Raw genomic sequence first — 20,963 nt, 5'->3', positions numbered from 1 at the left:
ATGACGTCCTTCCTGCGCAAGCGCATCGTCTCCAGCGCGATCCCGCTGGTCTTCGTGGTGCTGGGCGTGTTCTGCCTGGCGCGCCTGACCGGCAGCCCCGTCGATCTCTACCTCCCGCTGAGCGCGACCGCCCAGCAGCGGGCGGAATTCTCCGCCGCCCACGGCTTCGACGACTCCATTCCGGTGCAGTTGTGGGACTACCTCACCAATGCCGCACAACTCGACTTCGGCACCTCGCTGCGCACCGGCGAGTCGGCCGGTTCGATGGTGCTCAAGGCGTTCCCGGTCACGCTCCAACTCGCCGGGATGACCATGCTCCTGGCGATCCTCGGGGCGCTGCTGGTCGGAAGCCTCGCCGCCTACCGGCCCAACTCGCTCATCGACCGGATCGCCGGTCTGCTGTCGATGACCGCGGCCAGCATCCCCGACTTCTGGTTCGCGATCATGGGTGTGCTGGTCTTCGGCGTGGGTCTGGGCTGGCTGCCCACCTCCGGCACCCTGGGCGGCCCCGAGATCTGGGTGCTGCCCATCGCCACCCTGCTGATCCGTCCGTTCGGTGTGCTGGTGCAGGTGGTGCGCGGCAGCATGGTCGGCGCGCTGTCCGCGCCCTATGTCAAGGTCGCGCGCAGCAAGGGAGCCGGTCCCAAGCGCGTGGTGTTCGGGCACGCCCTGCGCAACTCCATCACGCCCGTGCTGACCGTCGCCGGGGATCTCACGGTCGGCCTGGTCAACGGCGCGGTGATCGTGGAAACGATCTTCGGCTGGCCCGGAATCGGCAAGCTCATGATCGACTCGATTCTCCAGCGCGACTTCGCGGTGTTGCAGGCCGCCGTGCTGATCACGGCGGTGACGATCTTCGCGCTGAACATCCTGGTCGACGTCTGCCACGCCCTGATCGACCCCCGAGTGCGCCAGGCGGTGCCGGCGTGAGTGAAGGAGCCACCATGACCGGGCCCGCCGACCCCGACGGCCGACCCTCCGGCGAGGCCGAGGCCGCCCCGTCACCCATCCGACCGCCCCGCTGGTGGCTGCTGCTCGGCCGGGACCGGGGCGCGACGGTCGCGGCCGTCGTCCTCGCCATGGTGTTCCTGGTCGCGCTGTTCGGCCGGCTGTTCATCGGGGACCGGGCCGTACGGCAGGACCTGCGCGCCTCGCTGCGCCCGCCCTCCCTCGACCACGGCTTCTACGGGCTGCTGGGCACCGATGTGCTGGGCCGCAGCGTGCTGGCCCGGCTGGTGGACGCCGCCGGGACGACACTGTCCATCGCGGTGCCCGCGGTGCTGTGCTCGCTGCTGATCGGCTCGGCGCTGGGGCTGTGGGCCGGATACCACGGAGGGATGCGCGAGAACGTGGCGATGCGGGTCGCCGATGTCATCCTCAGCTTCCCGTCCCTGCTGATCGCGGTCGTCGTGCTGTATGTCTTCGCGCCCAGCGCGATGAACCTCGTGCTGATCCTCGCCATCGCACGCGTCCCGGTCTATCTGCGCACCGCCCGCGCGGAGTCGGCCGAGCTCAGAAGCCGTCTGTTCGTCGATGCGGCCCGCACCTTCGGCACACCGAGCCGGAACATCATCCACCGGCACATTCTGCCGATCGCGCTGCCCACGCTGCTGACCGTGGCCACGCTCGACTTCTGCTTCGTCATGCTGACCGAGTCGTCCTTGAGTTTCCTCGGCATCGGTATCCAGCCCCCCGATGTGAGCTGGGGGCTGATGGTGGCCCAGGGGCGCCAGTACCTTCAGACGGCCTGGTGGATCGCCGTGCTGCCGGGCTTCGCGATCGTGCTCACCACGGTGTCGGCCACGGTGCTCGCCGCCTGGGTCCGCCTGGCCACCGACCCCGCCCAGCGCTGGCGGCTGACGCTGCCCCGGAAGCGGCGCGGCAACCGCGCCGCTGTTCCCTCGGAGATGATCGCGTGAAGCCCGTCACCCTGCCCGCGCCCGCCACGACCGGCGATCCCGCACTTGAGGTCGAGGGGCTCTGCGTCGATCTGCGGACGCCCGCCGGAATCCTCCGCGCCGTGAACGGCGTCGGCTTCAGTGTGCGCAAGGGGCGCACGCTGGCGCTGCTGGGCGAGTCCGGCTGCGGCAAGTCGATGACGGCGCTGTCGATCGTCGGGCTGCTCGACCCGACGGCCGAGGTGACGGCCGGATCCGTGCGGGTGTCCGGCACCGATGTGCTGCGGTTGGGCCAGGCGGGGCGCAGAAAGCTGGCCGGCCCCGTGCTGTCGATCGTCTTCCAGGACGCGCTGACCGCGCTCAACCCCGTACAGCCGGTCGGCAGACAACTCGCCGAGCCGTTCCGCATCCATCGCGGGCTCTCGCGGCGCGATGCCCGGGAGAAGGCGGTCGAGCTGATGACCCGCGTCGGCATCCCCGAGCCGCGGCTGCGGGCGCGCGCGTATCCGCATCAGTTCTCCGGCGGAATGCGCCAGCGGCTGCTGATCGCGATGGCCGTGGCACTGGACCCCGATGTGCTGATCGCCGACGAGCCCACGACCGCGCTCGATGTCACCGTGCAGGCGCAGATCATGCGGCTGCTGCGGGACCTCCAGACCGAGCGGGACATGGCGCTCGTGCTGATCACCCACGATCTGGCGGTGGTCGCCCAGCGCGCGGACGATGTCGTGGTGATGTACGCGGGCAATGTGGTGGAGACCGGCCCGGTGGCGGAGGTCTTCTCCCGTCCCCGCCACCCGTACACCAAGGGATTGCTCGACTCGGTGCCCGAACACGCCGTCAGGGGCGGCCCGTTGCCCGCCGTACCGGGGAGTCCGCCCGAGCTCGGCGCGGTCCCGTCCGGCTGTGTCTTCCAGGCCAGATGCCCGCTGGCCGAGGAGCGCTGCGCCCGGGAGCGCCCTCACCTTGCGTCCGTCGGGGCCTCGCGTTCGGCCGCCTGCCACTTCTCCGAGGAGCTCGACCGTGCCTGAGACGCCCCTCACCGACACCACGGCCGCGGGCCCGCGGGCCGATGGCCCGGCCACTCCCCCGCCACTGCTCGAAGTCCGCGGTGTGACCAAGTCGTTCGGCCATGGCCGCCGGCGTCTGACCGCGCTGGACGGAGTCGATGTGCGGGTCGAGCGCGGGGAGACCCTCGGGCTGGTGGGCGAGTCCGGATGCGGCAAGTCGACCCTGGCCAGAGTGGTGCTCGGTCTTGAGCGGCCGGACTCGGGGACGGTGCGCTTCAACGGCACCGACCCGTTCACCCTCAAGGGCAAGGAGCTGCCGGCCTGGCGGCGCCGGGTGCAGATGGTGTTCCAGGACCCCTTCGCCTCGCTCAACGCCCGGATGTCCGCGGCCGATCTCATCGGCGAGCCATGGCGCACCCACCGCGATATCGTGCCCACCGCGCAGGCGCGGGAGCGACGGGTCCGTGAGCTGCTGTCGCTGGTCGGACTGCGCGGGAGCGACGCCCACCGCTACCCGAACGAGTTCTCCGGCGGGCAGCGGCAGCGCATCGGCATCGCCCGCGCGCTGGCACTGGACCCCGATCTCATCGTGTGCGACGAGCCCGTGTCCGCGCTGGACCTGTCGGTCCAGGCCCAGGTGCTCAATGTCCTCTCCGAGCTGCGGGAACGGCTCGGTGTCTCCTACGTCTTCATCTCCCATGACCTGTCCGTGGTCCGGCATGTCGCCGACCGGGTGACGGTGATGTATCTGGGCAAGGTCATCGAACACGGCCCCACCGAGGACGTCTTCGACCGCCCCCTCCATCCCTACACCGCCGCCCTGATGTCCGCCGCGCCCACCCTCGACGTGTCCGGGCGGGCCCAGGACGACGACGAGATCCAGTTGCGCGGGGAGATCCCCTCCCCGTACGACATCCCGTCGGGCTGCCGGTTCCGCACCCGCTGCTGGAAGAGCGAGGCCCGGTGCGCCGAGCTGGATCCTCCGGTCGTCACCCGAGACGGCACCGCGGACCCCGGGCGGGAGCCGCATGAGGGCCTGTGCCACTTCCCGCTGGGCACCGGGCCGACGGAAGCATGAGCCCGCCGGAGTTCACCCTGCTCTTCATCACGGTGGCGGTCGGGGCGCTGTTCCAGGTCTCCATCGGCTTCGGGCTCGGCCTGCCGGCCGCCCCGGTGATCGCGATATTCGACCCCTCGCTCACCCCGGTGGTGGTCCTGCTGCTCGCCACCGGGGTCACGGCCGCGGTCCTGGTGCTGGAGGGCGGCCACCTGGATCTGCGCGGCGCGGGGTGGGCACTGGCCGGGCGGGTGCCGGGCGCGGTGGGCGGCGCGGCGCTGGTCGCCCGGCAACTCGCCCTCCTCGTCGCCGTGGTCGTCCTCGTGGGCGTCGCGGTGAGCCTGCGCGGCTTCGTTCCGGTGCCGCGACGGCGTGCGGTGCCGCTGGCCGGCCTGATGTCCGGGCTGATGGGCACGGCGACCTCCATCGGAGGGCCGCCGATGGCCATGGTCTGGCAGCGTCTGAGCGGATCGCGGCTGCGCGCCACGATGAGCGGGTTCTTCCTGGCCGGTTCCGTGATGAGCCTGGCCATCCTGGCTGCCACCGGAGCGGTGCACACCTACGGCCTGTGGCACACCGCCCTGCTCGCCCCGGCCGCGGCGATCGGGGTGCTGCTCTCCCGCCCGCTGTCGAGCCGACTGGACATGCGGCGCACCAGAGGTGTCGCCATGGTGCTCGCGGTGGCGAGCGCCACCGTGCTGGTCATCCAGCAGTTCGTCCGAGCCGAGCCGCACCTCCGCTACCGCCCCGGCCTCGGGGAGGCTCAGCCCTTCGCTGCCACGGGGGCGGCCCGGCGCTCTCCGGTCACCTTGGAGGAGGGCAGCCGCCCGGCCTTGGAGATACCGGTCATCGTCTCGCCGTCGACCGTCATGGTGAACGCGAGGTTCAGCCGCAGGGGCTTGGTGATGGCCTGCCGCCAGGCGAGCCGGTCGCCCTCGAGCGCCACATCGGCCAGCGGGACCTCCTCGCCCGCGCCGTGGGCCGTACCGGTCAACGTGCCGTCCTCGTCGCGGAATTCGGCCACGGCCTTGATCCGGCCGATGGGGGTGGAGATGGTCAGATCCCAGGTGCCTTCAATGGACATGGTGGTGTGCTTCCTCAACGTGGGTCGGGGTGGATTGCCTGGGGGCGGTGTGGTCACGGGGCGACGGGCGACGGCCCGTGGTGGCGCCAGGGGGTGCCGCGGCGCTCGTAGGCGAACAGCTCCTCGACTGCGTGGGCGATCCGCGGCCCCAGTTCGCGCTCCAGCAGGTACAGGCCCAGATCGAGCCCGGAGGTGACACTGGCGCCGGTGACGAGGTCGCCGTCGTCGACGACACGGGCCCTGACCGCGTTGACACCGGTGGCGTCCAGCATGTCCCGGCCCATGTGGTGGGTGGTGGCCCAGCGGCCCTCCAGCAGACCGGCCATGGCCAGGATGAGCGAGCCGCCGCACACCGTGGCGACGGTCACCTCCGGACGGTCCATGGCCGCCTTCAGCAGTCCCGGCAGGCCGGTGTTCACGGCGCGGCCCAGCAGTACCGGGATGAATTCGTGCTCCCGCCACTCGCCCGCGTCCGCGTCCACGTCGAGATCGGGGACCTCGCCGGGTTCTCCGACCCGGCCGGCCGCACCGGGGACCACGACCAGGTCCGCCGTCGTGGGATCCAGGGCGGCCGTGGCACGCAGCGGCACACCGCCGACCCCGCTCACCACCTCACGCGGCCCCTCGGCGGACACCAGCTCGACGCGCAGTGCTCCCCCGGCAGCCATGCCACCGGCGTGCAGCACTTCGTAGGGGGCGATCACATCGAGGAGGTCGAAACCGTCGAACAGAACGATCTGGGCGAGCATGAAATGGTCCCTCACATGCGGTGATGGCCAGTCTGTCTGGCCTTGTCCCGACGCTAGGCGAGGGCGGAAACGGCTCCCAGTGGCACGAGTGACATGGTTCAACGGAATATCGCCAAGCGGGCCGGAGGGTGCCGCGGACAGGCGTCTCAGACCAGGTCGGGCGGCATGTTGTACGGCGTGACGACCTGGATGGGCGAGGGCAGGGCGGGGCCGTCATCGGGCAGCGCTCCGTGGGCCCGCATGATGATCTGGCAGGCGCGGCGCATGTCCTGGCGCAGATCGTGGTGGAGCACGGCGGACAGCCGGCGCTCGCGCAGCAACCGGGTGTTGTCGTGGTCGAGGTCATGGGCGATGAACACCTCGTAGGCGCGGCCCAGTTCCTCGAAGGCTTGAATCGTGGCGGTGTTGCCGCCGCCGATCGAGTAGACCGCCCGGATCTCCGGGTCGTGGCGCAGTGCCCGCAGGACCAGGTCACGCTGGGTTGCGTCCAGACCGTCGCTGTCGGTCACCTCGACCAGCGTGCGCCCGGGATGGACATTGCGCAGGGCGCTGCGGAACCCCATCTCGCGTTCCTCCTCCCCGCGGAAGAAGCCGCGGCTGATGGTGGTGAGCACATTGCCGGGGCGGTCACCGAGCCACTGTCCTATGAGGTACGCGGCGGTGGCGCCGGCGGCACGGTTGTCGATGCCGACGTAGGACCGTCGTGCGCTGCCGGGCAGATCGGTCACCAGGGTCACGACCGGTATGCCGACGGCGGCCAGGCGGCCGACGGCCGCCGTGACCTCCGGGACGTCGGGCGCCTTCAGAACAACGCCCTGGGAGCCGCCGCGCGCGGCGACGCGGTCCAGCGTGGCGATCAGCTCCTCGACCGGACCGGTCTCGCGGAAGTGGAAGCGCGAGCGCAGCACCGCGGGGCGCAGCGCCGGCAGCTCCGCCTCCAGGGCGGCGCGGACCGCCAGGGAGAAGCGCTCCGGCGCCTGCATCACGATGTCGATCATGAAGCTGCGGCCGCCGATACGGACCTGGGTCCGCTGCCGGTCCAAGTCCTTGATCGCCTGGTGGACCTCCCGGCTGGTGCTCTCGCGCACGCCGCCGCGGTTGTTCAGAACCCGGTCGACGGTGGCCTCGCTCAGGCCCGCCTGCCGGGCGATCTCCCGGATCGGATACGGATGGGACATCGGCGCGCCTCCATGAGGGGTTTTTGATGGACTGCTGAGGATTGCCCGATGCTCGGCTGATCACAACACTGACAGAAAGCCGCAGCCCACGGGAAGGACCGGAAAGCATCATGTCCCTCGTCGCTCCGAGGTCTCATGTCTGGCTCAGTGAGGCCGACTGCACTCTCGACGCCTTCCGCGCCCTGGTCGAGCGGACCACCGACCCCGACGATCACCCGGGCGCCGACGCCGTGGTACGACACGTCCCCGTCTACGACGGCGACCGCCTGCGCGCCCGGGCCGCCACGGCGCCCGGCCGCCGGGAGGCGCAGGCGGAACTGGTACACGCCCTGCTGGACGGCCCCGGCATCGTGGTGTTCAAGCGCGCCTTCCCCGACCCGTCGGTCCTCGACCGGGCCACCGAGGCGTTCACGACGCTGATCGAGGAGGAGCGGGCGGCGGGCTCCGCCCGCGGTGACCACTTCGCCAAGCCCGGCACCAACGACCGGGTCTGGAACGCGCTGGAGAAGCTGGCCCTGGGAGCGCCGGAGGTCTTCGCCGACTACTACGCCAACGACCTCCTCGCCCTGGTGGCCACCGCCTGGCTGGGCCCCGGCTACCAGCTCACCTCACAGATCAACCAGGTCAACCCGGGCGGCGCGGCGCAGAGCGTGCACCGCGACTATCACCTCGGCTTCCTCTCCGAGGCACGGGCCGCGGCCTATCCGGCCCATGTCCACCGGCTCTCCCCCGTGCTGACGCTGCAAGGCGCGGTCGCCCACTGCGCCATGCCCGTCGAGTCCGGCCCGACGCTCTACCTGCCGTACTCGCAAGCGTATGAGCCCGGCTATCTGGCCTGGCGCCGTCCGGAGTTCATGGACTACTTCGCCGAGCACCACGTCCAACTGCCGCTGGAGGCGGGCGACGCGGTCTTCTTCAACCCCGCGCTCTTCCACGCCGCCGGGCACAATCGCTCCGCGGACATCCGGCGGATGGCGAATCTGCTCCAGATCTCCTCCGGCTTCGGCCGCGCCATGGAGACCGTGGACCGCACTTCGGTGGTCGACGCCGTCTTCCCCGTGCTGCGGCAGCGCAAGGCGGACGGCGCCTCCGAGGACTGGCTGCACAACGTCGTCGCGGCCTGTGCCGAGGGCTACCCCTTCCCCACCAACCTCGACCTCGATCCGCCCGTCGGTGGCCTCGCCCCGGACTCCCAGGCCGATATCGTCCGGCGCGCCCTGGAGCAGGACTGGACCCCGGAGACCCTGCGCGCCGAGCTGCGGGCCGCCGCCGAGCGCCGCAAGAGCTGAAGGAGACGGATCGCTCATGGGACTGCTGAAGGACAAGATCGTCCTGGTCAACGGCGGCAGCCAGGGAATCGGCGCCGGTATCGTCCGCGCCGCCGCCCGCGAAGGGGCCACGGTCGCCTTCACCGGACGCCGCCCCGACGTCGGCGAACCGCTGGCCGGGGAACTCACCGACCAGGGTGCCACCGCCACCTTCCACCGCGCCGATCTGGCCGATCCCGCGCAGGCACGGGGCAGCGTGGCGGAGGTGGTGGCGGCCCACGGCAGGATCGACTGCCTGGTCAACTCCGCCGGGCTCACCTCGCGCGGGACACTGCTGGACACCACCCCGGAACTCTTCGACGCGCATATCGCGATCAATCTGCGCGCCCCGTTCTTCGCCATGCAGGCCGCCGTCGCCGACATGGTGGCCAGGAAGGCTCCGGGCAGCATCGTCAACATCATCTCCAACTGCGCACACGGCGGATATCCGTTCCTGGCGCCGTACTCCGCCGCGAAGGCCGGACTCGCGGGCCTGACCCGCAACGCCGCCCACGCGCACCGCTGGGACCGGGTCCGTATCAACGGCCTCAACCTCGGCTGGACCGAGACCGAGGGCGAGGACGCCGTCCAGCGTGCCTTCCACGGCGCCGGGGACGACTGGCGCGAGGAGGCGGCCCGTGCCCAACCGATGGGCAAGCTCGGCCAGGTGGACGAGATCGCCGAGTTCGTCGTGCTCCTGCTCTCCGACCGCAGCGGCGTCGTCACCGGCTCGGTCATCGACTGGGACCAGATCGTCGTCGGCGGACTCGGCTGACCCGCCGCACCGCACCGTCACAAGCAGTACGGCCACAAACCGCACCGCCAAAACCCCCACCCACACCAGCCGCACCGTCAGAAAGGGCACAACTCCCCATGCGTATCGGCATCATGGGCCTGGGCCGGATCGGCGCCTTCCACGCCGAGACCCTGTCCACGCTCGACGCGGTGGACTCCCTCGTGGTCACCGACCCGGTCGCCGCTGCGGCCACCGCCGCCGCCGAGCGGTTCGGCGCCCGGACGGCGGCCTCGCCGGAGGCCCTGCTCGCCGCGGACGTGGACGGCGTCGTGATCGCCGCCGCGACCGACGCCCACCCCGAACTGATCCTCGCCGCCGTACGGGCGGGCGTACCGGTCTTCTGCGAGAAGCCGGTGGCGCGCACGATCGAGGAGAGCCTCGATGTCCTCCGCGCGGTGAAGGACAGTGGCGTGGAGGTCCATATCGGCTACAACCGGCGCTTCGACCCCGGGTATGTGGCGGCGCGGAAGGCGGTGGTCAGCGGTGAGCTGGGGCCGCTGACCACCGTGCGCTCCACCACCTTGGACCCCGAGCCGCCTCCGGCCGCCTATGTGGCCGTCTCCGGCGGCATCTTCCGCGACTGTGCCGTGCACGACTTCGACACCGTCCGCTGGGTCACCGGCCGCGAGGTCACCGAGGTCTACGCGACCGGCGCCAACCGCGGCGCCGACTACATCGCGGCCGCCGGGGACGTCGACACCGCCGCCGCCCTCCTCACCCTGGACGACGGCACCCTCGCCGTGGTCTCCAACACCCGCCACAATCCGCGCGGTTACGACGCCCGCCTGGAGCTTCACGGCATGACGGACAGCATCGCCGCGGGCCTGGAGGACAATCTGCCACTGCGCTCCGTCGAACCGGGCGCCACCTTCCCGGGCGGCACACCGCACCACTTCTTCATGGACCGCTTCGCCACCGCCTACCGGGCCGAGCTCACCGCCTTCACCGAGGTGGCGGCGGGGCTGCGGCCCTCCCCCTGTACCGTCGCCGACGCCGTCGAGGCCGGCTGGATCGCCGAGGCGTGCACCCTGTCCCTGCACGAGCACCGCCCCGTGAGCATGGAAGAGGTACGGAAGGCATGACGACAGCCGAGCCGCTGCGCATCGGGATCCTGGGCGCCGCCCGGATCTCCGGGCTCTCCCTGGTCGGCCCCGCCCGCACCCGTGGCCGGGCCGATGCCTTCGCCGCCGAGCACGGCGTCGAGCGTGTCCTCGGCTCCTACGCCGAGGTGATCGGCGACCCCGAGGTGGAGGTGGTCTACAACCCGCTGGCCAACGGCCTGCACGGCCCGTGGAACCTCGCCGCCCTCGCCGCGGGCAAGCACGTCCTGAGCGAGAAGCCGTCGGCGAGCAACACCGAGGAGGCCACCGAGGTGCGCGACGCCGCCGCCAAGGCGGGCACCGTCTTCATGGAGGGCTTCCACTACCTCTTCCATCCCGTCACCCGCCGCCTCCACGAACTGCTGGGCTCCGGGGAACTCGGGGAGCTGCGGCATGTCGAGACGATGGTCGCCATGCCCGCTCCGCCCGGGTCCGACCCCCGCTGGTCCCTGCCCCTGGCCGGGGGCGCCCTCATGGACCTGGGCTGCTACAGCCTGCACGCGCAAGCCACGCTCGCGCCCTGGGCCGGTGGTCCCCCGCGTCTGGTCACCGCCCGCGGCGGCGCACGGCAGGGCGCACCGGATGTCGACGAGTGGCTGGACGCGGAACTGGCCTTCCCGGGCGGCGCCACCGGATCGGCCCGCTGCCATATGGCGTACGGGGACTTTCGGATGAGCCTGCGGATCATCGGCTCGCGGGGCGAGGCGACGGCCGTGAACTTCGTCCAGCCCCATCTGGACGACCGCGTCCTGGTGCGCACGCCCGCGGGTGAGCGGACCGAGGAGCTGGGCAAGCGCTCCTCGTACACCTACCAACTGGAGGCGTACGCCGCTCATCTGCGGCATGGTGCGCCGCTTCCGCTGGACGCGGAGGACGCGCTGTCCACCATGTCCCTGATCGACGCGTGCTACCGCACCGCCGGGTTCCCGCCCCGGCCCCGCACCGCGCTTCCCCCCTCGGGCTGATCCCGCACCCGCGGGGGCACGGTCGTCGCCGACGTGCCCCCGCCGGCCCGGCCTGTCCCCGGCTGCCGGCTCAGCCCGCCGTATCGGCCGTCGGCCCCGGCCGGGCCGCCGCGGGCGCGCCCACGCGCAGCCCGTCCATCACCAGGTCCAGCAGCCGTCTGGCGCGCACCGGCCCCTGGTCATCGGGACTGATCTGCCACAGGCCGGAGATGGCGAGCAGGAAGTCGTCGGTGGTCACGTCCGGGCGGATCGTGCCGACCTCCTCGTTCGCCTTCAGCAGAAGCGCCACGGCCTCGGTCATCCGGCCGTGTCCCGGCTTCTTCTGTCCGCAGTCGGTGCTGAGGGCCTTGTGCAGCGCGTCGGCCAGACCGGCCTTGGCCATGGCGAACCGGGCCAGATGTCCCATCCACTCCCGGAGCGCCTCATCGGGCGCCCGGGTACGGAGCAGCTCGGCCGCGATGTCCGCGACCTGAAGCATCTCGTGGCGGTAGATCTCCAGCACGAGGGCCTCGCGGCTGGGGAAGTTTCGGTACAGCGTGCCCTGTCCGACGCCCGCCTTCTTCGCGATGGTGCTCAAGGGGACATCCGCCGAGCGGGTCAGCTCCGCCAGCGCCACTTCCAGGATGCGCTCGCGGTTCGCCTGCGCGTCCGAGCGCAGACGCGCGTCCTTCTCTGCCCGCACACATCCTCCTTCCGGACACCGCCATAGCGCCGACATAGCACCGACCTTGCCTACCGGACACCTGTCCGCTAGGTTTCATGCATAGCGGACAGGTGTCCGCTTAGGCCCACCTTACCGGCTGAAACGGCTCGTGGGGATGGCCGGAACCGAGCGCCGACCGGCATTCTCACGCATTCCCCTCCCCCGGGACCCCCTCATTGGACGACTTCGACGCGCACCACACCCGCGAAAGAAGGCTGACTCATGGCCCCATCGACGTCCAGCGTCATCACGCTGACCATCAACGGCGAGAAGTACACGCTGCCCGTCGACCACCGCACCACCCTGCTCGACGCCCTGCGTGAGCATCTCGACCTCACCGGGACCAAAAAGGGCTGTGACCAGGGCCAGTGCGGGGCCTGCACGGTACTGCTCGACGGCCGCCGGGCCGTCTCCTGCCTCCAGCTCGCGGTGGCGGCCGAGGGCCGTGACGTCACCACGATCGAGGGCGTGGCCGACGGCGACCGGCTGCATCCGGTGCAGCAGGCGTTTCTCGACCTCGACGGCTACCAGTGCGGCTACTGCACCCCAGGACAGATCTGTTCCGCCCTCGCCGTGATCGAGGAACACGCGGCGGGCTGGCCGAGCGCCGTCACCGCCGACGTCCGCCCCGAAGCGGGGCCGCCACCACTGACCGCCGATGAGATCCGGGAGCGGATGAGCGGCAATCTGTGCCGCTGCGGCGCGTATGTGTCGATCGTGCAGGCGGTCGCGCAGGCGGCCGAGGCTCAGGCGACCGGCACCGAGGAGGCCGTGGCATGAAGGAATTCGGATACCAGCGCGTCCTCGACGTCTCCGAGGCGGTCACCGTACTCGGCGCCGATCCCGACGCACGGTTCCTCGGCGGCGGCACCAATCTGGTCGATCTGATGAAGACCGGCATCGAGCGGCCCGGACGCCTGGTCGACGTACGCGAACTGCCCCTGGACCGCGTCGAGATGACGCCGGACGGCGGGCTGCTCATCGGGGCCACCGTCACCAACAGCGATCTCGCCGCCCATCCCGAGGTACGGCGCCGCTACCCGGCCCTCGCGCAGGCCGTCCTGGCCGGTGCCTCCGGGCAACTGCGCAATATGGCCACCGTCGGCGGGAATCTGCTCCAGCGCACCCGCTGCGGCTACTTCACCGATGTGGCGGGGCCCTGCAACAAGCGCCTGCCCGGCAGTGGCTGCCCGGCCATCGAGGGTGAGCACCACAACCACGCGATCCTCGGCGCCTCCGAGCACTGCGTGGCCACCCACCCCTCGGACATGGGGGTCGCGCTCGCCGCCTTCGACGCCGTCGTGCGGTACGAAACCGCCGACGGGCCGGGCGAATTGCCGCTCGCGGACTTCTATCTGCCCGTGGGCGACACCCCGCATCTGGAGACGGCGCTGCCCTCCGGCGCACTGATCACCGGCGTCGCCCTGCCCCCGGCCCCGGTCGCCGCGCACTCCCGCTACCGCAAGGTCCGCGAGCGCGCGTCGTACGCCTTCGCGATCGGCTCGATCGCCGCCGCCCTCGACGTCCGGGACGGTGTCGTCCACGAGGTCCGCCTCGCCTTCGGAGCGGTCGCCTCCCGGCCGTGGCGGGCGCTGGAGGCCGAGCGGGCGCTGACCGGAGGCCCGGCGACCGCCGAGGCGTTCGCCGCCGCCGCGGACGCGGAGCTGGCCGCCGCCGAGGCACTGCCCCACAACGGATACAAGGTGCCGCTGATGCGCAACCTCGTCGTGGCCCTGCTGACCGAACTCGCCGAGGAGGCCGCCCGATGACCACGACGACCGGAACCCCCACGACGACGGGGGCCCTCGGCACCGCGCGCACCCGCGTCGAGGGCCGGGAGAAGGTCACCGGGGCGGCCCGCTACTCGGGCGACATCCCGCTGCCCGAACTCGCCCATGGCTGGCTGGTGTTGTCCACCATCGCCCGCGGCCGGATCCGCTCGGTCGAGGCCGACTCCGTCCTGGCCATGCCCGGTGTCCTCGCGGTCCTCCACCATGAGAACGCCCCGCGCGTCAACCTGGACTACATGGGCATGATCGGGCCGCCCGACCCGATCATCGGGGTCTTCCAGCACGACCGTGTCCCCTTCCGGGGCTGGCCGGTGGCGCTGGTCGTCGCCGAGCGGCCCGAACAGGCCCGGGAGGCCGCGGAAGCGCTGGTGGTCCGGTACGACCAGGAGTCGCACGACATCGACTTCTTCGCCGGACACCCCGATGTGTACACCCCCGGGGACTCGCCGTTCGGTCCGGCGGAGACGACGAAGGGCGACATCGAGGCCGAACTCGCCGCCTCCACGTTCGTCGTGGACGCCGAGTACACCACCCCGGAAGAACACCACAACCCCATGGAGCCGCACGCCGCGACGGCCCGCTGGGACGGCGGCCGGCTCGAGGTCCTCGACTCCAATCAGGGCACCACGTACGTGGCCGGTGAGCTCGCGCAGATCTTCTCCCTCGACGCGGAGTCGGTGCGGGTGCGGTCCGAGCACGTCGGCGGCGGCTTCGGCTCCAAGACGGTCCGCCCGCACCAGGTGGCCGCCGCCATGGCCGCGACCGTCCTCGACCGTCCGGTGCGCGTCGTGATGACCCGCCGCCAGATGTTCTCGACCATCGGCTATCGCAGCCCCACCGCGCAGCGGGTCCGGCTCGGCGCCGACGCCTCGGGGCGGCTGCGCGCGCTCGACCACCGGTCCGAGTGCGTCACCTCGACCGTGCACGAATTCATCGAGCGCAGCGCCACGGTGCCGCGTGTGATGTACGACGCCGACGCGCACCACACCAGCGACCGGGTGGTACGGCTCGATGTGCCCACCCCGACCTTCATGCGCGCGCCCGGCGAGGCACCGGGCTCGTTCGCGCTGGAGTGCGCGCTCGACGAACTCGCCGAGGCGTCCGGCATCGACCCGATCGCGCTGCGCGTCCGCAATGAACCGGACCGGGGCCCCGTCTCGGGCCTGCCGTTCAGCAGCCGCAATCTGGTGGCCTGCTACGAGGAGGGCGCCCGCAGGTTCGGCTGGGCGGACCGGGATCCGCGTCCGGGGCTGCGCCGCGAGGGACGGTGGCTGCTCGGAACGGGCATGGCGGCGGCCAGCTTCCACTCGGGGGCGGGCCCGTCCACGGCGGGTGTGACGGCGGAGGCGGACGGCACCTTCACCGTGCGCATCAACGCGGCGGACATCGGGACCGGCGCCCGGACCGGCATCGCCCTGGTCGCCGCGGACGCGCTGGCGGTGGATCCGGACCGGGTCCGGGTGGTCATGGCGGACAGCGACCTCGGCCCGGCGATGATCGCCGGTGGCTCGATGGGCATGCGCTCCTGGGCGTGGGCGGTGTCGATCGCGGTGCGCGAGCTGCGCGAGCGGCTGGCCCTGGGCGGCGACATCCCGCCCGAGGGAATCACCGCGCGGTCCGACACCTCCGAGGCGATCGGCGCCCTGTCGAAGAAGGAACGGCACTCCTTCGGGGCGCAGTTCGCCGAGGTGGCCGTGGATGTCACCAGCGGAGAGGTCCGGGTGCGGCGGATGCTCGGCATCTTCGCGGCGGGCCGGATCGTCAACCCCCTGACCGCGCGCAACCAGCTCGTCGGCGGGATGGTCTGGGGCATTTCCATGGCCCTGCACGAGGAGGCGGTCCGGGACCGGGCCTCGGGCGGCCATGTCGGACCGGACCTCGCGGGCTATCACTTCGCCGCGAACGCCGATGTGCCGCTCATCGAGGCGGACTGGGTGGACGACCCGGACCCGGACGACCCGGTCGGCATCAAGGGCGTCGGCGAGATCGGCATCGTGGGAGCCGCGGCGGCCATCGCCAACGCGGTATGGCACGCCACCGGCGTCCGCCACCGCGACCTGCCGATCCGCCCGGACCGGGTCCTGTCGGCGGGGACGAACGTGCCGGAGCCCGGCCACGGAGGCTGACCCATCGTCGAATGATCGGCGCCGGCCGGGCCCACAAGCCCGGCCGGCGCCGAACCGCGTTCTGGGCCGGATACCGCCGATCGGCTGGCGCTGTGCGGCGATCCAGTCATCTTGACGCTCTGCCCGATGCCCTCCGGGCCCCGCGGGGAACACTCGCCCAACCCGAGGAGACCAGAGAGGGCACCGATGAGCGACGACTTCGTGCTGGACGTGACCAAGATCCGCGACGAGGCCCGCCGGAAGATGGCGGCCGGTCCGGTGACGGACACCTACGGTCTTGACAAGGACCGGGTCATCGGCATCCTCAATGACGTCATCGCGACCGAGGTGGTGTGCTGGCTGCGCTACACCCGCCACGCCATCTCCGCCAGCGGGATCGACCGCGCCCAGGTCTCCTCGGAGTTCACCGAGCATGCGAAGGAGGAGATGCAGCATGCGCTGCGCGCCGCCGAACGCGTCTCCCAGCTCGGCGCCAACCCCGACTTCGACCCCGCCTCGCTGGCCCAGCGCGCCCACACCGACTACACCACACCGCCCGACAACGACCTCAAGGCGATGCTGGAGCACAATCTGCTCGCCGAGCGCATCGTGATCGCCAGCTATCAGGAGATCATCCGCTGGCTGGGCGAACACGACCCGACCACCCGCCGGCTGATGGAGTCGATCCTGGAGGAAGAGGAGGAGCATGCCGACGATCTGGTGGACCTGATCGGCGTCTGACGCCTGCGGTGGTTCGGCCCATGACCACGCGGTGGCCCCGCCCGCTCTGCTGCCTCATCGTGATCGCCCTGTCCTCGGCCCTGCTCGCCGGGTGCGGGGAGGACGACGACCATGGCCGGAGCTGTGCCGGCCGTACGGGCAAGGACCTCTCCAGCCGCACCGTGGCCGGTGGCGATCTGTGGCAGAAGAAGCTGCGGTGCGTCAATCTCGAACGGTCCACCCTGACCGGGCTGGTGTCCGAGGCCAATCTGCGGCGCGGCAATCTCTACGCGGCGCGGCTGGACGGGGTGTCGCTGGAGAACGTCGATCTGCGGGGCGCCGACCTCCGGCGCGCGAACCTCGGCTCCGCCACCCTCTCGCAGGTCGATCTGCGCGGCGCCGATCTGAGCGGCGCCAGGCTCGACAGGGGTCTGCTCACCGACGTCAGCTTCGAGGGCGCACAGCTCGACGGCGTGGAGCTGCGGGCGGCGTCCCTCACCCATGTCGGCCTCAACGGAGCGGATCTGAGCGGCGCCGATCTGGGCGGAGCCACGGTGTCGGACTCCGATCTGCGCGGCGCGCGGCTGCGGGATGCCGATATCTCGACCACGAGCTGGGAGAACGTCCTGTGCCCGGACGGCTCGCGGTCGAGCGCCCGGAATTCCTGCGCCGACCATCTGAGCCGGGCCGACTCCCGGGCGGCGGGTCAGTTCCCCGCGCCGTCGGCCGCCTTGCCGGATTCGCCCTGAGACGCCTTCTGCGCGACACGGTGCGCCTGTTCGAGCCCTGCCATATAGGCGTCCAGATAGTCGGCGTCCGACAGCTTGGCGCACGGTCCGGGGACGGGATGGGAGCGGACCGCTCCGCCCTTGTGGGCGGCGGCCCGGTCGGCGATGGCATCGACACAGCGCCGGGTGATGTCGGCCTTCTCGGCGGCGGCCGGGGTGCCGCTCGGGTCGCGCTTGTCCCCCGTGTCACCACCGCCGGAACAGCCGGTCAGCAGCAGGGTGATGGCGATGACGGCCGCGGCTTCGAGGGTACGGGTGCGCATATGTCTCCCAAGGGCGTCGATGGTGGGGTGCATCATGCGGCGCCGGGGCGGCGGGGCGGGAGAGCCGGGTCACCGTTGTGATGAAACGGTGACCGAACGGGCGTACAGGGCGATCCGGCACACCCGACCGGAGCGGGCACAGGATGTCGGGTCCGGCAGAGTGCGGACTTCCTACCGTGAGGGGCGTCAGGGAAGGAGACCGAGGTGCTGGAGCGGCTGAACAAGGCCCTGGAACATATCGAGTCGCATCTCGATCAGCGGATCGAGACGGCCGAGTTGGCGCGGATCGCGGTGACGTCGGAGTACCACTTCCGCCGGCTGTTCTCCGCGCTGGCGGGGATCCCGCTGTCGGAGTACATCCGGCGCAGGAGGCTCACCATCGCGGGGGCAGAGGTGCTCGCCGGGGAGCGGACACTCCTGGAGATCGCGGTGCGCTACGGCTACGGCTCGGGCGAGGCGTTCGCGCGCGCGTTCCGGGCCGTGCACGGCGTGGGGCCGGGTGACGCCCGGCGGGCAGGTGCCGTACTGCGCTCCCAGCCGCGGATGTCCTTCCGCCTCATTGTCGAAGGGAGCAGCAGCATGCGATACCGGGTCGTGGAGAAGGAGCGATTCCATGTGGTCGGCAAGAAGGTCCGGGTCCCGCTCGTCCATGAGGGGGTGAATCCGGGGATCGCGGAGTTCATCCGGGGCATCGGCGAGGAGACGATCGGGCGGATCACCGCGCTGTCCGATCAGGAGCCGGCGGGGATCCTGGGAGTGAGCGACAACCTCGATCCCAGCCGGGCGGAGGGCACCGAACTCGACTACTACCACGCGGTGGTGACCGGAGCCGCCGCCCCCGAGGACCTGGACGAGCTTGTCGTTCCGGCGGGGACATGGGCGGTCTTCGAGAACTCCGGGCCGTTCCCGCAGGCGCTCCAGTACCTGTGGCGGGACGTCTTCACCCAGTGGTTCCCGTCCAACCCGTACCAGAGCAGGCCGGGGCCGGAGATTCTGCGCACCCGGCTGTCGCGGGACGCGGCGCAGGCGGACGCGGAGTTGTGGATCCCCGTGGAGCGGACCGCGGTCTGACACTCCGCCCGGCCGTCACGGCGGCCGGGCGGAGCCGCGTCTCACAGACGGCCGCGGAGTCCGCGTCTCACCCACGCCCCCGCGGGCCGCGAGCCCCTCGGACCAGGCCGGCGATGAGCGCGAGGAAGGGGATGACGCCGAGGACGATGCTCACGCCCACGCCACCACCGGTGACGAGGGTGAAGTTGGAGAACACCAGCCACAGCGCGGTCAGCAGTCCGGCCACGGCCAGCAGCGGGGCGATCCGGGTCTGCCAGGGCCTGCCCGCGGCGAGCTGGGCGTTGCGCGCGAAGAAGGCGACCACGGCGACGGAGGTGATGAGCATGAGCAGGATCATGCCCACCGTCGCCAGCCCCGCCATGGAGCCGAAGACACCCACCAGCGGATCGAGTCCGATGACGGCGCAGGCGACGACCAGGACCAGCGCGGTGACGGTCTGGACGACCGAGGAGACCGACGGCGAATGGTGGCGCGGGTGGACGACGCCCAGCCGCGCGGGGAGGAGGTCCTGGCGGGCGAGGGTGAAGGTGTAGCGGGCGATGACGTTGTGGAAGGACAGCACGCAGGCGAAGAGGCTGCTGAGCAGCAGCACCTGCATGACGTCCCGCAGGGCGGTGCCGACGTAGATCTGGGCGGTGTCCATGAGCATGTTGCCCTGGCTGTCCACGGTCTTCTGGGCCACGGCCGAGGCGTCATCGGTGCCCGCCGCCAGGACCAGCGCCCAGCAGGAGAGCGTGTAGAAGCCGCCGATGATCAGGACGGCGAGATAGGTGGCCCGGGGGATGGTCCGCTCCGGGTCACGGGCCTCGTCCCGGAAGACGGCGGTGGCCTCGAAACCGATGAATCCGGTGATCGCGAACAGCACGGCCACGCCCAGCGGTCCGGAGAACGCCGCATGCGGGGTGAACGACTCGACATTGACACCGTGGGCGCCGCCCCGGGCGAAGATCCCCGCGTCCAGGACGAGGACCACCACGATCTCCAGGACGAGTGCGACACCGAGCACCTTGGAGCTGAGGTCGATATGGCGGTAGCCGAGGAGGGCCACGATGCCCAGGGCCGCGAGCGCCCACACCCACCAGGGCAGGGTGGGCCCGCCGAAGGTGTGCAGGACATCGTTGACGGCCCAGCCCAGATAGCCGTAGACGCCGACCTGGATCGCCGTGTACGCGACCAGCGCGACGGCGGCCGTGCCCACTCCGGCGCGGTCCCCCAGTCCGCGGGTGGCGTAGGCGTAGAAGGCACCGGCCTGCGGAACGTGGGGCGTCATGGTGACGAAGCCGACCGCGAACACCAGCAGGACCAGCGAGGCGAGGGCGAAGCCCACGGGGGCGCCGGCGCCGGGGCCGCCCGCGATGGCGAGCGGGACATTGCCGCCGACCACCGTCAGGGGCGCGGCGGCGGCGATCACCATGAAGACGATGGCACCGGTGCCGAGCCGCCCCGACAGATTCGCGTGTGCCGGTTGCCGGGTGGACGCGTGCGCGTCGGAGTCGGTCAGCATGACGGGTCCTTGGTGGCGCGGGCGGACGGGGTGAAGAGGTCTCGCCGGAGGTCGGCCAGGTACGGATTGGCCTTGCGCGCTTGCCGGACCGTGTGCGGGTCCACGGTCGCGAAGAGCAGCCGGTTGCCGTGTTCGACGCTGTCCAGCACCGTCGCCGACGGGCTCACGATGGAGCTGCGGCCGACGTAGCGCAGTGAACCCTCGTCGCCGTCATGGTTGACGTAGGCGATGTAGATCTGGTTCTCCCAGGCGCGCACCCTCAGCAGGTGCTCGGCGATGAACTCGTACGGTTGCATCTGGGCGGTCGGGACCGCGACGAGGTCGGCCCCGGCGAGGGCGGCGGCCCGCACGTTCTCGGGGAACTCCACGTCGTAGCAGATCAGCATGGCGATGCGGACGCCCGCGTAGTCGATGACGGGGGCGGGCAGGTCGCCCGGGGTGAAGTACCTGCGGTCGAGTTCGCCGAAGAGATGGTTCTTGCGGTGCCGGGCGAGGACCGCTCCGGCCGGGTCGATGAAGAAGGCGCTGTTGTAGCAGGCGCCGGAGTCGTGCTCGGGCGCTCCGAGGACGAGCGCGATGCCATGGGAGGCGGCTATCTCCCGGGCCGGTGACAGCAGGTCGGTGCGGGCCAGGTCCCGGACGGCATCCCCGATGTCGTAGCCGGTGATGAACAGCTCGGTGGTGATCAGCAGTTCGGCGCCTTCGGCACGGGCCCGGCGGCACGCCGCGTCCAGTTCATGGAGATTGGCGTCGACGTCGCCGGGCGTCCCCGCCGTCTGTAGTCCGGAGATCTTCATCAGTGCCTTTGGAGTGGGCGTCCAGGGGTGAATGCGAGCCATGAAAACATGCTCACTTTGATCAGGTAAACCCCTGGA

At 71.3% G+C, this 20,963-nt stretch carries 21 protein-coding genes and 1 pseudogene; 15 read left to right on the top strand and 7 right to left on the bottom strand.

Translation table 11 applies throughout. From position 1 onward, the window contains the following. The 5 genes and pseudogenes from ACK1X7_RS44695 to ACK1X7_RS44675 all read left to right on the top strand — a co-directional run. Entirely contained in the window at positions 1–930 is a 930-nt protein-coding gene (locus ACK1X7_RS44695) for an ABC transporter permease (RefSeq protein WP_385149464.1), read from the top strand. Positions 931–944: 14 nt separating this feature from the next. Then, positions 945–1,919, top strand: a complete 975-nt coding sequence (locus ACK1X7_RS44690; RefSeq protein WP_390794998.1) for an ABC transporter permease — start codon at positions 945–947, stop codon at positions 1,917–1,919. After that, positions 1,916–2,929 carry an ABC transporter ATP-binding protein gene (locus ACK1X7_RS44685; RefSeq protein WP_390794999.1) on the top strand — a complete coding sequence of 338 codons (1,014 nt, stop codon included), beginning with the start codon at positions 1,916–1,918 and terminating at the stop codon, positions 2,927–2,929. Before ACK1X7_RS44690 ends, ACK1X7_RS44685 begins: the two co-directional genes overlap by 4 nt. Further along, a complete protein-coding gene (locus ACK1X7_RS44680) occupies positions 2,922–3,986 on the top strand; it encodes an ABC transporter ATP-binding protein (RefSeq protein ID WP_385149473.1) in 1,065 nt (354 codons plus the stop codon). Before ACK1X7_RS44685 ends, ACK1X7_RS44680 begins: the two co-directional genes overlap by 8 nt. Next, positions 3,983–4,600 (top strand): annotated as a pseudogene (locus ACK1X7_RS44675) (sulfite exporter TauE/SafE family protein); the annotation flags it as partial. The gene ACK1X7_RS44680 and the pseudogene ACK1X7_RS44675, both read left to right, overlap by 4 nt. A gap of 128 nt (positions 4,601–4,728) precedes the next feature. Here the strand turns inward: ACK1X7_RS44675 and ACK1X7_RS44670 are convergent. The 3 genes from ACK1X7_RS44670 to ACK1X7_RS44660 form a co-directional block, all read right to left on the bottom strand. Continuing rightward, on the bottom strand, positions 4,729–5,049 hold the full coding sequence (locus ACK1X7_RS44670; RefSeq protein WP_385149476.1) for a hypothetical protein: 321 nt from the start codon (positions 5,047–5,049) through the stop codon (positions 4,729–4,731). A 53-nt stretch (positions 5,050–5,102) separates the two neighbouring features. Continuing rightward, the gene (locus tag ACK1X7_RS44665) at positions 5,103–5,798 is read right to left on the bottom strand and encodes a DJ-1/PfpI family protein (protein WP_385149479.1); all 696 of its coding nucleotides are present in this window, start codon (positions 5,796–5,798) and stop codon (positions 5,103–5,105) included. A 146-nt stretch (positions 5,799–5,944) separates the two neighbouring features. After that, positions 5,945–6,976, bottom strand: coding sequence for a LacI family DNA-binding transcriptional regulator (locus ACK1X7_RS44660; RefSeq protein ID WP_385149482.1), 1,032 nt, complete (start codon positions 6,974–6,976; stop codon positions 5,945–5,947). A gap of 110 nt (positions 6,977–7,086) precedes the next feature. On the opposite strand from ACK1X7_RS44660, the gene ACK1X7_RS44655 reads away from it, so the two are divergent. The 4 genes from ACK1X7_RS44655 to ACK1X7_RS44640 all read left to right on the top strand — a co-directional run bounded on the left by ACK1X7_RS44655 (position 7,087) and on the right by ACK1X7_RS44640 (position 11,144). Then, a complete protein-coding gene (locus ACK1X7_RS44655; RefSeq protein WP_385149485.1) occupies positions 7,087–8,265 on the top strand; it encodes a phytanoyl-CoA dioxygenase family protein in 1,179 nt (392 codons plus the stop codon). 16 nt (positions 8,266–8,281) lie between these two features. Continuing rightward, positions 8,282–9,058, top strand: coding sequence for an SDR family oxidoreductase (locus ACK1X7_RS44650; protein WP_413116643.1), 777 nt, complete (start codon positions 8,282–8,284; stop codon positions 9,056–9,058). 98 nt (positions 9,059–9,156) lie between these two features. Beyond that, entirely contained in the window at positions 9,157–10,161 is a 1,005-nt protein-coding gene (locus tag ACK1X7_RS44645; protein ID WP_385149488.1) for a Gfo/Idh/MocA family protein, read from the top strand. Further along, positions 10,158–11,144, top strand: coding sequence for a Gfo/Idh/MocA family protein (locus ACK1X7_RS44640; protein WP_413116642.1), 987 nt, complete (start codon positions 10,158–10,160; stop codon positions 11,142–11,144). Before ACK1X7_RS44645 ends, ACK1X7_RS44640 begins: the two co-directional genes overlap by 4 nt. A 70-nt stretch (positions 11,145–11,214) precedes the next feature. Here the strand turns inward: ACK1X7_RS44640 and ACK1X7_RS44635 are convergent, their stop codons facing one another. Then, positions 11,215–11,826, bottom strand: a complete 612-nt coding sequence (locus ACK1X7_RS44635; protein ID WP_385157554.1) for a TetR/AcrR family transcriptional regulator — start codon at positions 11,824–11,826, stop codon at positions 11,215–11,217. A 243-nt stretch (positions 11,827–12,069) separates the two neighbouring features. Between ACK1X7_RS44635 and ACK1X7_RS44630 the strand changes: the two genes are divergently transcribed. The 5 genes from ACK1X7_RS44630 (at position 12,070) to ACK1X7_RS44610 (ending at position 17,211) form a co-directional block, all read left to right on the top strand. After that, on the top strand, positions 12,070–12,627 hold the full coding sequence (locus ACK1X7_RS44630) for a 2Fe-2S iron-sulfur cluster-binding protein (protein ID WP_383147210.1): 558 nt from the start codon (positions 12,070–12,072) through the stop codon (positions 12,625–12,627). Next, positions 12,624–13,616, top strand: a complete 993-nt coding sequence (locus ACK1X7_RS44625; protein ID WP_413116641.1) for an FAD binding domain-containing protein — start codon at positions 12,624–12,626, stop codon at positions 13,614–13,616. The genes ACK1X7_RS44630 and ACK1X7_RS44625 overlap by 4 nt, the downstream gene beginning before the upstream one ends. Next, positions 13,613–15,763: a xanthine dehydrogenase family protein molybdopterin-binding subunit gene (locus ACK1X7_RS44620; RefSeq protein WP_385157560.1), complete on the top strand. Its 2,151-nt coding sequence runs from the start codon at positions 13,613–13,615 to the stop codon at positions 15,761–15,763. The genes ACK1X7_RS44625 and ACK1X7_RS44620 overlap by 4 nt, the downstream gene beginning before the upstream one ends. Positions 15,764–15,949: 186 nt before the next feature. Next, complete coding sequence (locus ACK1X7_RS44615; protein ID WP_385156026.1) at positions 15,950–16,483, top strand: ferritin-like domain-containing protein; 534 nt, start codon at positions 15,950–15,952, stop codon at positions 16,481–16,483. Positions 16,484–16,503: 20 nt separating this feature from the next. Then, the gene (locus ACK1X7_RS44610) at positions 16,504–17,211 is read left to right on the top strand and encodes a pentapeptide repeat-containing protein (protein WP_385156023.1); all 708 of its coding nucleotides are present in this window, start codon (positions 16,504–16,506) and stop codon (positions 17,209–17,211) included. Here ACK1X7_RS44610 and ACK1X7_RS44605 read toward each other — a convergent pair. Then, complete coding sequence (locus ACK1X7_RS44605) at positions 17,169–17,513, bottom strand: hypothetical protein (protein ID WP_385156020.1); 345 nt, start codon at positions 17,511–17,513, stop codon at positions 17,169–17,171. The two genes, ACK1X7_RS44610 and ACK1X7_RS44605, sit on opposite strands and share 43 nt — an antisense overlap. A gap of 204 nt (positions 17,514–17,717) precedes the next feature. Between ACK1X7_RS44605 and ACK1X7_RS44600 the strand changes: the two genes are divergently transcribed. Then, positions 17,718–18,584: a GyrI-like domain-containing protein gene (locus ACK1X7_RS44600; protein ID WP_385156017.1), complete on the top strand. Its 867-nt coding sequence runs from the start codon at positions 17,718–17,720 to the stop codon at positions 18,582–18,584. Between the two features lie 67 nt (positions 18,585–18,651). Here the strand turns inward: ACK1X7_RS44600 and ACK1X7_RS44595 are convergent, their stop codons facing one another. Next, positions 18,652–20,088 carry an APC family permease gene (locus ACK1X7_RS44595; RefSeq protein WP_413116640.1) on the bottom strand — a complete coding sequence of 479 codons (1,437 nt, stop codon included), beginning with the start codon at positions 20,086–20,088 and terminating at the stop codon, positions 18,652–18,654. Further along, positions 20,082–20,927, bottom strand: coding sequence for a carbon-nitrogen hydrolase family protein (locus ACK1X7_RS44590; protein WP_385156011.1), 846 nt, complete (start codon positions 20,925–20,927; stop codon positions 20,082–20,084). The genes ACK1X7_RS44595 and ACK1X7_RS44590 overlap by 7 nt, the downstream gene beginning before the upstream one ends. Positions 20,928–20,963 lie beyond the last annotated feature (36 nt).

The organism is Streptomyces sp. CY-1, assembly GCF_047218265.1.
Taxonomy (GTDB): domain Bacteria; phylum Actinomycetota; class Actinomycetes; order Streptomycetales; family Streptomycetaceae; genus Streptomyces; species Streptomyces niphimycinicus.
This window is presented reverse-complemented; position numbering and strand designations above follow the sequence as displayed.